This is a genomic window from Acinetobacter sp. CY73 (assembly GCF_059515865.1).
Window position 1 is genome coordinate 28535 of sequence record NZ_JCAKMZ010000007.1, and the last position, 15070, is coordinate 43604.

A 15070-nucleotide genomic window follows, 5' to 3' on the forward strand; every position below is an offset into this window, starting at 1 on the left:
GGATTTTTTTATGACCAACTTTAAGAACACACAAAATCATGAACTCAAAATTCAAAAATGGATTAAAGAAGGACGAGGACAGGGTTTTGGAAATAGCTATAAACCTTGGCTCACAATTCGAGATGTGAGTTCAGAAGGTCGATCTCACCGAGTTTTTGGTCATAAAAGCCAAAGAACTCATCACCTTCTTTCGGATCTAGAACTTTCTACTTTTCTATTACTAGAATGGCATTCAACGACTATCGATATTCGAGAACAATATCCCTTAGACCTCGATCAAACTCTAGAAATTGCAAAAACAATTGGAATTCCTCACCCTAGATTTGGGAAACACCATCAAATCATGACAAGTGATTTTTTAGTGGATACACATAATTCAATAACACCTAAATTTGTAGTCCAAGTTAAATATTCAAATGCTCTCAATGATCCACGCACAATAGAAAAAATAGAAATTGAGCGACAATATTGGAAACAGCAAAACATACCTTTTTATATTTTTACCGAGCACCAAGTTCCTAAAACTGTCAGCCAGAACATTCAATGGTTGTACAGTTCAATAAATACTATCGAACTGACTGAACAAGATACGTTAGATAAACTTAACTTTTATGCAGATATTTTCATTAAAAATAAATCTAAAAAGATTAATGAATTAGCGAGAACCATTGATCAAAAGTATCATTTTGAGTTAGGACAATCGTTAAGAGAAATTAGAGACTTGCTTGCTCAAAGGTATTTCATATTTGATCTTAATATTTCTTTTAAGGATTTAAATACAGACCATATTCAATTGGGTGAGCTTAATATTTGGAATGAGGTACTTCATGCTGAAAATCAATGAAGTATTAAGCTTTGAAAACTCTTTATTTAGGATTTTAATGATCCTACCTTACTCTGTGATTTGGATTAGTCTTGACCTTGAAAATGCTTTTCCAATTGAAATTAGTAGAACAGAAATCTTAAAAGGTTTGGAAGATGGCAATATTGAAAGAGCAATAGACCCACATGAGTCACTTGCTTTCATTCAGCCTGAGAAGGAATCAGTACAAGAAATAAAACGTGACCAAAATTATGCCCTTATTTATCCTCTGATCTCTCATGAATTATTTTATATTCCAGTTCAAAGAGGAAAAATAATTAGTGAAATCATGAATCAACATGAAGTCACCAAACAAACTATTTATCGCTTAGCTCGCAGATATTGGCAAAGAGGACAAACTCCTAATGCATTGCTTCCCGATTACAGAAATAGTGGAGCTAAGGGTCAAAAAAGAACAGCTAAAGACAAAAAATTAGGTCGACCTCGTATCTATAATAGTGAACAAGGCATTAATGTTAATGAAGACATTGAAAAACTTTTCTATCGCACCATTAAATTATTCTTTTTAAAAGACAACAAACATTCACTCCCATTTGTATATCGAAAATTTCAAACCACATATAAAAATCTCTATCCTGATATAGCAGAATCAGATATTCCAACAATATGGCAGTTTAAGTATTACTATGAAAAAGAATTCAAAAAAATTGAAAGCATAAAAGCTCGTATTGGCACATCCAACTACCGAAAGGACTATCGTCCTTTGCAATCAACGTCTAACTCTCAAGCCTTAGGCCCTGGTGCACGTTATGAAATTGATGCCACGATCGCTGATATTTATCTTGTTTCAAATTCAAATCCAGAAAGTATCGTTGGTAGACCCACCATTTACTTTGTAATTGACGTCTTCAGTAGGTTAGTCGCAGGCTTTTATATAGGTTTTGAATCACCTTCATATTTAGCTGCAATACAAGCATTGAATATAGCGATGACCGATAAGGTTAAGTATTGTGCTGAGTATGGGATCTCAATTCAGCCAGAAGATTGGCCAGCTGTTGGTCTACCTGATGCTTTACTCGCGGATCGAGGAGAGCTATTAGGCTATCAAATTGAAGCCTTAGAAAAAACTTTCGCTGTAAGACTCGAAAATGCGCCAGCTAGACGTGGTGATGCTAAAGGCATAGTGGAACAAGCTTTCAATACATATCAGGCTTATTTTAAAAAAGAAGGTAAGGGAAAAGGTGTTGTTGAAGACACCACTGTAAAAAAGACTGGTGGTAATGATTACCGTCAAGATGCCACATTAAATATTCACCAATTTACTGAAATCATTCTTGCCTGCATCATCTCGCATAATCAATTTCATGTGCTAAAGACGTATGATCGTGAGCCAGACATGCCTAATGACTTACCAACTATTCCCTTACATTTATGGAATTGGGGTATTCAAAACAGAACAGGAAAATTGAGAAGTGTTCCAGAAGAAGCTATCAGAATCGCATTATTGCCACGTACTAAAATCACAATATCAGACTTAGGCATCAAAGCATTTGGTCTTTACTACCTAGCGAAAGAAGTACTTGATCTCGGTTGGTTACATCGTAAAACAGGAAGTTCTCGTCCTCAAAACCTTGAAGCTGCATATGATCCTTACTCAGTGAATAAAATTTATATTTTTCCGAAAGATAATAGTCTCGAATATTGGATAGGTTCTCTCTCCGATCGATCGAGAGAATTTAAAGATTGTACTTTGTGGGAAGTCAAAGAAAGGCAAAAAGCCCAAAAAGAGCACCTTGTACGGCACGAACTAGAGGCTTCAAAAAAACGAAGAGAGCTTGAAGCTTTTATCAGTGAGAAACTTAAAACTAAGCATCCGAAGAGTCCAATTAAACCATCTCAACGAATCGCTGAAATAACTGAAAATAAAGCAAAAGAAAAAAATATTGAACGCAAAGCTAAGGTAAAACAGCAAGAAATAGTGGATACAAATATTATTCCAATGCCTAAACTAAAAACCTCAATTAAGCCTCAAGATGCTGAAGCGGTTCATTATCCAGACTTAACAGACGAATTATTTGGTGAGGATGACTAAATGACTTTGCCATTAAATTTTATTCAAGCACGTTACACACCCAGTTTTGGTGAATATAAAGACAATCCATTTATTGAAGCTCTTCCACCTATCATGCAAGAAATTGCAGATATCAAAGCTAATCTGATTGGTAAAGTGGACTTTAACCCTGAAGATATTCTGAGATCTAAGAACGAAAGAATCCATCTTTCATCTCAACTTCTTCATCAATTTTTTCAACCCATTACTCGGCATATTTCATTAGAACAAAAAATTGCAATATTAATTCGTCAAGGCTATGTCGGGCGTAATATTGCTGATGGTAAATTGCACCAACATTTACAAAATGGTTATGAGCGTATTATGTCGGGAGATATTAATGCCTTTCGTTTTGATGCACCAAAATCTACAGCCTTAAGCTATTCACTGATCGGTTGTTCAGGAAGTGGCAAAAGTACAACCCTACAGCGAATTCTGAACCTTTATCCTCAAGTGATTTATCATGAAAAATATAACTTCACTCAACTCGTTTATCTAAAAATAGACTGCCCTCATGATGGCTCATTGAAAAATCTATGTTTACATTTCTTTAAGGCGATTGATGTTGCATTAGGAACAGATTTTGAAAGAAAAGTTGCCTTAAAAAGATTAGGAATCGAAGCTCTACTAAACTATATGCGTCAGATTACCAATACCTACGCTATTGGTGTACTCGTCATTGACGAAATCCAACATCTGAGTGTTAAAAATTCAGGTGGTGCTGAAAAAATGCTGAACTTCTTTGTCACATTAATCAATGTGGTAGGTTTGCCAGTGGTTATGGTCGGCACACCCAAAGCCAAATTTATATTTGATGGAGATCTGCGTTCAGCGCGTCGTGGGGCTGGCTTTGGGGCTGTTATATGGGAACCTATGAAGAACAATCCCCCATTATCAAATACCGCGACTAGAACAGAATGGATGGCTTTCACCAATGCCCTTTGGAAATACCAATGGCTAACCAATAAAGAACAACTGAGTGAAGAAATTCGAGACTGTTGGTATGAACTCTCTCAAGGCGTACTGGATATAGTCATCAAGCTTTTTGTCTTGGCTCAATGCCGAGCGATCATGACAGGATTAGAAAGAATAACGCCTAGTTTACTTAGACAAGTCTATGAGGATGAACTCAAATTTGTCCATCCAATGATAGAAGCGCTCAAGTCTGGAGATCCTAATCGCATCGCACTTTATTCCGATTTAACTATTCCATATGTGGACAAAACCTTACTTCTACTTCAGAAAAAAATAGAAGAAGAACAAGAAAAAGTTGAACAATATAATGGAAACATACATGCACAAAGATTGCATAACCTACTGATTGCCACTGGATATCCAGAATCTAAAGTAATTTCTGTAATCAAAAAAGCCTTTGTCGATTTCCCTCATCTCAATATGCAAGAGCTCATGCCTATCGTTTCGAATTGGCTCACTGAAGTTGAGGCGAATAAAGAAACAAAACCAGAAAAAATGAATCTCAGAAAAATAAAACAAAGTGAATGGATGAGCTTACCGTCAGATGATTTAAGGTTTAAGTTTTCTCAAAAGCAAAAATCCCAAAATTTTTATGACATTCTTCAATCAAGCGATTTAATTTTTGATACTCAAACTTGGGTGCAATCAATGTAATAGTGGAATTGGTATGTTGAATTTTCCTACACCATATCCTAACGAGTTAATTTACAGCACGATAGCTAGAGCTGGAATTCATCATGCTATTACAAGCCCTAAGCAATTACTTGAAGAAGTATTTGCTAATCGTAAGGTTATTGCCACGATTGATTTACCTAGCCATCTAATATGCCTTTTAACGCATTTATCACCGAACTACACACTTGAAAAGATTGTTTATGAACATACACTTTTTCCAATCCACGCTCTATTTTCTCCTGAAAATACACGGTTAAAATGCCTTCACTGGATGGGGAGTCAATCAAAAGGTTCTATCCATCTAGCATTAGGGGTTGCGGCATCCAAAGTTAAGCAAATATCAACGCATCGATATTGTCGCCATTGCTTAGAAGACCAATATCGCCAATATGGAGAATTTTTTTGGTCAAGAGTTTGGTACATCCAAGGCGCAAATTGCTGTAGCAAACATAAAGTTAAATTGTCAGAATTTTTACCACCAGCCTATTTGAATGGACGACATCAATTTATTCCTGCAAGTTTTATCCTGGATCGCAAGCAACCTAATTACCCTGCTCATGAATTAGATCTAATCGTGAGTAGGCGTGTTGATGAGCTGTTAAACCTTCCTCCAACAACATCACCTACCTTTCATCAATGGAGTCAACTCTATCAGCGTACTGCAAAACGATTAGGTTTCAACAGAGGTTCTAAACACATTGATCATTCAAAAATTCATCTAGCAGTTATAAAAACATGGGATTTAAAATGGTTACAGCAACATCACCTAGATGAACTGGAGTCTGAAACATGTTGGCTTAGAGCTATTTTTAGAAAGCATCGTAAGTCATTCAGTTATCTTGAACATATTATCGTCTTAGAGACGTTTTTACCTAAAGGCTGGACATGGGTAGCCATTCTGGGTGAAATTCATCAATTACCTGCTAACCCCTCTAATACTGATATACCTATTCAAAGAACTAAGTGCAAAGACATATTAGTATTCAAAGAAAAACGTAATGAATGGATGTCTTTGATTAAAAATTTTGGAATAAAACCTTCTAGAGCCAAAAATGCTGCTTTATATGCATGGCTTTATCGCAATGATAAAACTTGGTTACTCACAAAAAATAAAAGCTTTTACGCTTTGCCCGCAAGTATTCCAAAGAAAGTAGATTGGCCTCTGAGGGATTGGCACATGGTGAGGCGATTATTCAAAATATTCTATCAATCATTAGACGATTTAAATTTACCTAGACAATCAAGAAATTGGTACTTAAGACAACTACCGCAACACTCCACCGTAGAGAAAAACCTATATCAGCTGCCCTTAACACATAAATTTCTGAGCACTTTTTCAGAAGATATTAGTAGTTATCAAATCCGAAGAATTACTCGGGCGATTATTCAGTTTCAAAAGAATAATCAACACCTAGCGAGTTGGCAATTATTACGACATTCAGGATTAAGTGAAAAAAGATTAACCAATGAAACGCTTAAATTCCTAAATCAAATTAAAAGGATCGATCATGGCCAAGATAAGTCACATCGCTAAGAATATGAAAATTAAAAAGATTGGTTCTTTGTTTAAAAAACATAACTCAGGCAGTTGGGCTATAAACCTAGCTTTGGAAAATGAAAGTAAGAATACTGAGTCAACTTACACTAATTTCTCCAATGCAAAATTATTAAGAAAAAATAGTCACATCAACCCCACTCAAGAATATCCCAAAGGCTACAATTTACGCTTTAAAATTCGTTCAACTCAAGATTGGCTATCTTCTGTCAATAATTCAAACTTACCCAAAGAAAAGTTTGTAGAACATTATTTCTTGTTTAATGCAGTGCGTATAGATCAATTCGGTCAGCCCATGTCCGAAACTATCAAAATTAAGCTCCCTCAATTTGAGCTCGCTCGATCTCTGTTTTTCTACACTCCATATTTAGCAAGAGCAGCAATCATAGAGAATAGTTTGAGTATCGATTTCGATATTGTTTCAAATCCAGATCATTATCTTATCAATATTTTACCAGCCTGCTCATATCCAATTTCTCATTTCAATGATTCAGGTATCCGACGCATCTTATCTTGGATTCTTCTTGATCCAGATATTCGACAATCTTTTGAAAGTATCAGTCAGTTTTGTACGCAATATGGCTATGACTTTGACCAATACCGAATATGGAGTTTTTGTTTTAATCCCCCCCAACTCAATGGAGTGATCTTTAATACACATGGCTATTACAAAGCTGAAACATCAGAGTTTTTTGTCAATGAAATTTCAGGTTTTGAAAGGATATCAAGTCGTATTTCAAAAGAAGTTGAGTTCTATAGCAATAAATTCATTGAGTCTAAATCAGGAGGGAAAGGTGAAAACTCTTCAGGAACTAAAAATAACGGAAAAGAACCGACCATCAAAGATGATGAAGATGGCAATAGCGATGATGTTCAAATCATTGATGTTGTACCGACACACTTCGACTTCCTAGAAGCAATTGAAACACGTAAAACTTCAAAAAAATCTAGACATAGAAACCATGGTACAAAAGATCAAGACCTACCATCTAACAATGCAAGACCGCAAGTCAGTACTAATGAGCCTATTTCTGAGGGTACTATCCCCTCTGCTGAATTTAATGGTGTTGAAGATGAAACTGAAGATCTTCATCTGTATCTTGATCGATTTTCTGCATTTCAACAAATGATTGATTTGTTTTGCAAAGAAAACTCAGTTAAAAATTTTAGCTTTCAACTTCACAAATTACCTAACATTCAAGGCCACTCCAAACATATAAAGACTGATGGTAATCCTAGATGTGTCGCAGAAGTCAGTTTTCAATTTAATGGTCAAAATATTGTGATCTTAGAAGTAGATACTTCTGACAATAAGAAACCTATCTCAACTCGTGTTTTATCGCTTAAAGACATGAATCAATGGAACCAAACTGATCGAGCAAAAGTATTTGAGCTAGTAATTACTCAATGTTTACGTTGGCCAAAAGGCATTTTTAAACATATTAGCTCTAAAAATAGTACGTTAAACCACCCCAGGATGAATTCAAAGAATCAGGAAATATCCGATTCTGAATTGGCTCATTGGGCAAATCGTATGACATTAATCCTTAATGCTAATACATAATTTTCTAAAATTTCTTAATGAAATTAAGTTTGTGATTCACAAATTTAACTTTGTTTAATTTGTTAAGATAATTGGCATATATCCTCTTTGTAATTAAAGACTATGAACGCAGTTGAAATTGAAGCGGCCGTATCCGAGCTCGCAGCAAAACCTTTTGATGCTCAAGAGTTTGCTTTTGATTTTTTAAGAGCATTTAGTAATAAAGAAACAACAATAAAAAAACTTCGGGCGGGTCAAAGCAACTCATCAGATATTCAAAATGGTGTATTACAGCGTAACCATATTCATATTGCCGTATGTAACCAAGACAAAGTATCTGAAGTCTTAAAGGCTTTGCGAGAAAGTAAAACAACAGAAAAAGCAAAAGCCAAATTCATTCTTGCCACTGATGGCTTGAATTTACAAGCTGAAGATTTAGTTTCTGGCGACACGATTAGTTCAAATTTTTCTGAGTTTGCAGAGCATTTTGGTTTCTTTTTACCTCTGGCTGGTATTTCTACAATTCGGGAGATTAAAGATAACCCGATTGACGTACGTGCAACGGGTCGTCTCAATAAGCTTTACATTGAACTTTTAAAAGAGAATCCAGATTGGGCCACTGAAGAACGTCGCCAAGATATGAACCACTTCATGGCTCGTTTGATTTTCTGTTTCTTTGCTGAAGACACAGAAATTTTCCAACCAAGTGGTATTTTCACTCAAACCATTGAACAAATGTCTGAGCGTGATTCAAGTAATACCCATGAAGTGATTAGTACTTTATTTCATGCAATGAACGTTGATTTTTCTGAGCGAGAATCGACAAAACTACCTGTATGGGCAAAAAGATTCCCTTATGTAAATGGTGGCTTATTCTCGGGCAGTACTGAAGTACCTAAATTCTCTAAGATAGCCCGTACTTACTTGTTACATGCAGGTGAGTTGAACTGGCAAAAAATCAATCCAGATATTTTTGGTTCAATGATTCAGGCAGTCACCAATGATGATGAGCGTGGTTCATTGGGCATGCACTATACTAGTGTGCCAAATATTTTAAAGGTGTTAAACCCTCTATTCTTAGATGATTTAAACGAGCAATTAGAAACATCAAAGGAAAGTCCTTTAAAGTTACTCAATTTACGTAAACGTATTGCACGTATCCGTGTATTTGACCCTGCATGTGGATCGGGAAATTTCCTCGTTATTGCTTATAAAGAACTTCGTAAAATTGAGGCTAAAATTAATAAGCTTCGTAATGAAGATGGACGTGCAACTGATATTCCATTAACGAATTTCCGTGGTATTGAGATCAATAGTTTCCCTGCTGAAATTGCACGTTTAGCTTTGGTGATTGCTGAGTATCAATCGAATGTTCAGTACTGTGGTCAGATTGAGGCATTGCAAACAGTATTGCCACTTTCTAAAGAGAACTGGATTATTTGTGGCAATGCTTTACGTTTGGATTGGTTAAGCATTTGTCCACCAACAGGTAATACGGTGAAAGTTGTTGCTGATGATTTATTTGAGACACCGTTAGCACAGACTGAAATTGATTTCGAAAATGAAGGTGGGGAAACCTATATTTGTGGTAATCCACCTTATTTAGGTTCTACTTGGCAGGATGAAGACCAAAAAAGTGATCTCGATAAGCTATTTAAAACTAGCACTAAAAATTGGAAACTACTAGATTATGTGGCAGGATGGTTTATCAAGGCTGCTTTATATCACTCAGTAGATCACAAATCTAAATCGGCTTTAGTTTCAACCAACTCTATTTGCCAAGGACAACAAGTCGGTATCCTATGGCCCTTAATTTTTGAAAAAAATATTAATATTAATTTTGCATATACAAGTTTCTCATGGGCAAATTTAGCCTCTCATAATGCTGGCGTTACTGTAATAATTGTAAGTTTAGGAAAGAGTAACAATAATCCAAAATTATTATATAGTGGTAATAAGGATGATAAGTTACTTGAGAAAAAAGTCAGTAATATTAATGCCTATCTAGTAGGAGGTGAAAATATTATTGTTAAAAAACAGTCAAAGCCTATTTCCTCACTAACAGTTATGTCATCTGGGAATAAACCCGTTGATGGTGGAAATCTTTTACTTACTGCAAATGAAGTTAATCAATTAAATTTAACAGATAATCAAAAGCTGAAATTTGTTAGAAAAGTTTATGGTTCTGCTGAGTTTATTAGAGGATTACAACGATATTGTCTATGGATCGAAGATGACAATTTAAATGAAGCTCTACAAATACCTGCTATTCGTGAAAGGATTGAAAAAGTTAAGCAAATGCGCTTAGCCAGCCCAGACATAAGTGCAAATGAGATGGCGAATAAATCTCACCAATTTAGAGAAATGTATACTGCTAAAACACATACAATTATTGCTCCAGTAACTTCTTCTGAAAATAGAGAGTATTTGCCAGTAGGTTTAATTAGAAATAATGAAATTGTTTTGAATACTGCTTGTGCTGCCTATGATGCCCCCTTGTGGAATTTATCTATAACTGCTTCAAAACTTATGCAAGTGTGGGTAGGAACTGTCTGTATTCGAATGCGTACGGATTTTAGATTCACGCCTACATTGGGTTGGAATACTTTTCCAGTTCCAAGTCTTACAGAAAAAAATAAAGCTGATTTAACTCGCTGTGCTGAAAATATTTTATTGGCTCGTGAAGCACATTTCCCTGCAACAATTGCAGATCTTTATGATCCAGAAAAAATGCCAGAAAACTTACGTTTAGCACATGAAGAAAATGATGAGGTGCTAGAACGCATCTATATTGGCCGTCGTTTTAAAAATGACACAGAACGCTTAGAAAAACTATTTTCAATGTATACAGAAATGACTTCAAAACAAGCTGAGAAGAAAAAAGCATGACAACTTCAGAAAATCCAACAAACCAACGAACTGTCCCTGCTGTTTCCATCAAAACAGCTTGTACAGGCGTATCAAATAAAGCCAATGAACTTGGTATGCGTCCAATGCAGGAGCGTGCCTATGATAAACGTGGTGAACAATACCTACTAATTAAATCACCACCAGCATCGGGTAAATCACGTGCATTAATGTTTATTGCTTTAGATAAATTAGCCAATCAAGGGATTCAGCAAGCACTTATTGTGGTGCCTGAACGTTCTATTGGGAGTAGCTTTGCAGATGAAGAATTAACAAAGCATGGCTTCTGGTCAGATTGGAATGTACAACCACATTGGAACCTCTGTAATGCACCAAATGCTGATGATGAAAAAGTTGCAAAATCAAAGGTGAAGGCTGTTGGTGAATTCCTCGCAGGTGAAGACAAAGTATTAGTGTGTACGCATGCAACCTTCCGCTTTGCTGTAGAAGAGCTTGGTGTTAAAGCATTTGATAATCGACTGATTGCGATAGATGAGTTCCATCATGTGAGTAGTAACCCAGATAATAAACTGGGTGCTCAACTCAGTCAGTTTATGGAGCAAGACAATGCCCATATTGTCGCAATGACAGGCTCATATTTCCGTGGAGACTCTGAGGCAGTTTTATCGCCAACAGAAGAAAATAAGTTTGAGACGGTTACTTACACTTACTATGAACAACTCAATGGTTATACCTATTTAAAAGCATTAGATATTGGATATTTTTTCTATACAGGAAAATACACTAACGCTGTAATGAAAGTTTTAGATCCTACGCTTAAGACCATTATTCATATTCCCAATGTCAATTCTCGAGAAAGTACCAAAACTGGGAAGCACCTCGAAGTTGAACACATCATGGATGCAATGGGGACTTGGAAAGGTGTAGATGAAGAAACAGGTTTCCATTTAATCGAAATGACAACAGAGATGGACAATAAACGTATTTTAAAAGTTGCTGATCTTGTCGATGATAGTGATGCTGCTAAGCGTTCTAAAGTATTGACAGCTCTGAAAGATCCAAAACAACGATTTAACCGTGATCATGTCGATATCATCATTGCATTAGGTATGGCGAAAGAGGGCTTTGACTGGATTTGGTGTGAGCATGCTTTAACAATTGGTTATCGTAGTAGCTTAACTGAGATCGTTCAGATTATTGGACGTGCTACTCGAGATGCTGAAGGCAAGCATCGTGCCAAATTCACCAATTTAATTGCTGAGCCAGATACGTCTGAAAAACTCGTTGTTGAAGCTGTCAATGATATGTTGAAAGCCATTGCTGCCAGTTTGTTGATGGAGCAAGTATTAGCACCTCGCTTTGAATTTACGCCTAAAGATCAGGGTGCATTAGATGGCTTTGATTATGGAAAAGACGGTTATCAAAACGGCAAAACAAATGTTGGTATTAATGGCAAGACAGGACAAGTCCATGTCGAGATTAATGGCCTAAAAAAACCAGAATCTGAAGAAGCCAATCGTATTTGTAAAGAAGATTTGAACGAAATTATTACGGCTTTTGTTCAAAATAAATCTGCTATTGAACGTGGCCTCTTTGACCAAGAAAATATCGTACCTGAAGAATTAACGCAGTTAGCACTGGGTAAAATTGTTCAGGAAAAATATCCAGAATTAGAACCTGAAGATCAAGAAGCTGTACGTCAACATGCCATTGCAGCATTTAACTTGATTCAGCAAGCAAAAAAAGAGCTTGAACAAGCCCAACAAACGCTTGGAGGTACAACAGCTGGCCCTAGCGGAGCTGGAAATCCAGATGATAAACCTGAATCTAACATAGCGTTTATTCAGGGTGTTAAGCGCTTTATGAATGTACGTGATTTGGATATTGATTTGATTGATCACATCAATCCATTCGAATCGGCGTATGCCGTGCTTTCTAAAGCAATGGATGAAGCTACCTTAAGGCAAGTCCAAGCACATATTTCAGCCAAACGTATCAACTTAAGCCCTGAAGAAGCAAAGGAATTGGCAATTCGAGCTGTGCAGTTTAAAAAAGAGCGAGGTCGTTTGCCTGATATAAACTCTCAAGATGCATGGGAGAAACGTATGGCTGAAGGTGTGGCAGCCTTTGCTCGATTCAAGGCACAAGAAAAAGCTAAAGCGAGTTCTTAATCAGGAGAATCAGTGATGGAACGATTGACAGATGATCAAATTCTAAATGAACTCGAAATTCAACTTGAGTTAAAATCTCCAAAGGTATTAACGCCTTTACAGGAACGTTTGATTTCTGGATTTGAAGAAATTAATCACTTCTTTGAAACCCATCAGCGAGTTCCATCACATCATTCAGATGCAGATATTTTTGAAAAATTATGTGCATCTCGATTAGATAAAATCAAACAGAATTATGAAATGAAATCTGTTGTTCTATTCTTAGACAAATTCAATCTCTTAGGTTAAACAAGGTAAATTTATGGCTGATTTTTCTGATGACGAGTTATTGTCAGAGTTGGGAATTGATCTAGCACCAGTTAAGTCAGTGATCTATACAGCTAAAGAAGAACGTTTAATCTCTGGCTTTGAAGAAATCATTCATTTCTATGAAGAGCACAAAAGAATGCCTTCTAATACGGCCGATGCGGATATTTTTGAACGTATCTATGCTGTGAGATTAGCTCAACTCAAACAATCTGATGAAGCAAAAAAGCTGTTAGCTGATTTTGATCAATACAGCTTGTTGTCTGATTCTGATAATGAAAATTCAGATGTAGCAAGTTTAGCAGAGGATGATTTACTCGCTGAATTAGGGATTGAATTGGAAGATGAAGAAAATATTCTTATTCTAAAAAATGTACGGACTCAAGAAGAACGTAAAGAAGCTGAATTAGTTGGTAGACAAAAAGTATGTGAAGATTTTGGAGTATTTGAACCATTATTTAATCAAATCCAAAGCGAGTTAGAAACTGGTATTCGATACACTAAGCGCTATGGGAAAAATAATGTTTTAGAGAAAAATGATTGGTTCATACTCAATGGACAATTAGTGTTTATTGCAGAAATATCGGAATATTTTGAAACATCAGATGGCCATCTTGATGCAAGAACACGCTTAATCTATTCAAATGGCACAGAGAGCAATATTTTAATGCGCTCGTTAACTAAATCTTTATATAAAGATGAAGCTGGTAGACGTGTACTAATTACAAATAATACAGGCCCTTTATTCGTTGAAGAAAACTTACCTAAGTTAGAAAATGAGATTGAAATACAAAGTGGTACTATTTACGTACTTCGTAGCTTATCGAGCAACTCTTTTATTAAAGAACATAAACAAGTTATTCATAAAATTGGCGTAACTACTAGTAAAGTGAATAAACGCATTACTGATGCTAAAAATGATCCTACTTATCTGCTCGCAGATGTAGAACTAGTTGCTAGCTATGCATTACCAGAAAATGTTGTACCTCATAAATTAGAAAAATTGATTCACAAAGTTTTACAATCTGCTCAGTTAGATATCAATATTGAAGATAGATTTGGTAAACCTGTGAAACCGAAAGAATGGTTTTTAGTACCTCTAGAAATTATTGAAGAAATCATTAAACATTTGAAAAATGGTACGATTACTGAATATATTTATGATATTAACAAAGCAACTTTAGTACCTATAACTAAGGAATCAGACTCCTAGCTGGTATTTTTAAACTATCAGCTAGTTGAAAGATTTTTTCTAAAGTAGGATTCACCTCTCCCCTTTCAATCCGTCCTAAATAACTACGATCCATATTACAGAGCAATGCCAATTGCTCTTGTGACATGTTTCGTTCTTTTCGATATTTACGAACAAGTTGCCCAAATTGAATAGTAAGTTCTGACATAAACATTCAAATGCTTAAAAAACAGAACTATCACTATTTGAGGACTATATATCCACGGACTATAATCCTCTTTTTAAGTTTTCTAGTCTTTCATCATGAAACAAATTGCTTCCCCTATCTTTAAATATTTTCTTTTACTTTTATCCCGCAATCAAATTAATGGATGGACATCAAACAAAATTTGGAACAACTTGAATCTTTCAAAAGATGAGAAGCATCAAATCAACAAACAGCAGCTTTATAGACTTCTGAGAAAAATGGTCCGACAAGGACACTTGGCCAAACATATTCATCCTGACAACTCAAGACTTTCAACATTTGTCGAGACAGAAAGTATGAACGCCTTTAGAAAGCAATTTGAAAATCATATCGTGAAACATGATTCAGAAAAACTTGAACTAAAAACTAAAGAATTAAAAGAAAATCAAAAAATTTACGAAAATCAAATCAAAGCTTCTGAACAAGCACTTATAGACTTTCCAGAATTAAGAACTGAAATATTAAGAAGAAAAAACCAATTACTTCATCATATTGAAAAATTAAAAGCCTATAAGGATTTCTTATCTTCACTAAAATAAAATTTCAACATTAGTTAAAATCATTTCTCCGATAATCATTGAGATCTCCCGCCATCACGGCAGATC

The 15070-nt window shown here is 35.6% G+C and carries 11 protein-coding genes; 10 read left to right on the forward strand and 1 reads right to left on the reverse strand.

What is annotated here, in order from left to right; translation table 11 throughout:
• Nucleotides 1-10 precede the first annotated feature (10 nt).
• The 9 genes from AC5YD2_RS05405 to AC5YD2_RS05445 all read left to right on the forward strand — a co-directional run bounded on the left by AC5YD2_RS05405 (nucleotide 11) and on the right by AC5YD2_RS05445 (nucleotide 14239).
• On the forward strand, nucleotides 11-844 hold the full coding sequence (locus AC5YD2_RS05405) for a TnsA endonuclease N-terminal domain-containing protein (RefSeq protein ID WP_496125336.1): 834 nt from the start codon (nucleotides 11-13) through the stop codon (nucleotides 842-844).
• Nucleotides 828-2915, forward strand: a complete 2088-nt coding sequence (locus AC5YD2_RS05410; RefSeq protein ID WP_496125337.1) for a TnsB C-terminal domain-containing protein — start codon at nucleotides 828-830, stop codon at nucleotides 2913-2915. The genes AC5YD2_RS05405 and AC5YD2_RS05410 overlap by 17 nt, the downstream gene beginning before the upstream one ends.
• Nucleotides 2916-4562 carry an AAA family ATPase gene (locus AC5YD2_RS05415; protein ID WP_496125338.1) on the forward strand — a complete coding sequence of 549 codons (1647 nt, stop codon included), beginning with the start codon at nucleotides 2916-2918 and terminating at the stop codon, nucleotides 4560-4562.
• A gap of 13 nt (nucleotides 4563-4575) precedes the next feature.
• Entirely contained in the window at nucleotides 4576-6117 is a 1542-nt protein-coding gene (locus AC5YD2_RS05420; RefSeq protein ID WP_496125339.1) for a TniQ family protein, read from the forward strand.
• Nucleotides 6092-7702, forward strand: coding sequence for a Tn7-like element transposition protein TnsE (locus AC5YD2_RS05425; RefSeq protein ID WP_496125340.1), 1611 nt, complete (start codon nucleotides 6092-6094; stop codon nucleotides 7700-7702). Before AC5YD2_RS05420 ends, AC5YD2_RS05425 begins: the two co-directional genes overlap by 26 nt.
• 102 nt (nucleotides 7703-7804) lie before the next feature.
• Nucleotides 7805-10570, forward strand: a complete 2766-nt coding sequence (locus AC5YD2_RS05430) for a class I SAM-dependent DNA methyltransferase (RefSeq protein WP_496125341.1) — start codon at nucleotides 7805-7807, stop codon at nucleotides 10568-10570.
• Nucleotides 10567-12720 (forward strand): DEAD/DEAH box helicase, encoded by a 2154-nt coding sequence (locus tag AC5YD2_RS05435; RefSeq protein ID WP_496125342.1) that lies wholly within the window; start codon nucleotides 10567-10569, stop codon nucleotides 12718-12720. Before AC5YD2_RS05430 ends, AC5YD2_RS05435 begins: the two co-directional genes overlap by 4 nt.
• 15 nt (nucleotides 12721-12735) lie before the next feature.
• A complete protein-coding gene (locus tag AC5YD2_RS05440; RefSeq protein ID WP_496125343.1) occupies nucleotides 12736-13008 on the forward strand; it encodes a hypothetical protein in 273 nt (90 codons plus the stop codon).
• Between the two features lie 13 nt (nucleotides 13009-13021).
• On the forward strand, nucleotides 13022-14239 hold the full coding sequence (locus AC5YD2_RS05445) for a GIY-YIG nuclease family protein (protein WP_496125344.1): 1218 nt from the start codon (nucleotides 13022-13024) through the stop codon (nucleotides 14237-14239).
• Here the strand turns inward: AC5YD2_RS05445 and AC5YD2_RS05450 are convergent.
• Nucleotides 14220-14432 (reverse strand): helix-turn-helix domain-containing protein, encoded by a 213-nt coding sequence (locus tag AC5YD2_RS05450; protein WP_166226195.1) that lies wholly within the window; start codon nucleotides 14430-14432, stop codon nucleotides 14220-14222. The two genes, AC5YD2_RS05445 and AC5YD2_RS05450, sit on opposite strands and share 20 nt — an antisense overlap.
• Before the next feature lie 89 nt (nucleotides 14433-14521).
• Here AC5YD2_RS05450 and AC5YD2_RS05455 point away from each other — a divergent pair, with 89 nt between their 5' ends.
• A complete protein-coding gene (locus tag AC5YD2_RS05455) occupies nucleotides 14522-15004 on the forward strand; it encodes a hypothetical protein (protein WP_496125345.1) in 483 nt (160 codons plus the stop codon).
• Nucleotides 15005-15070 lie beyond the last annotated feature (66 nt).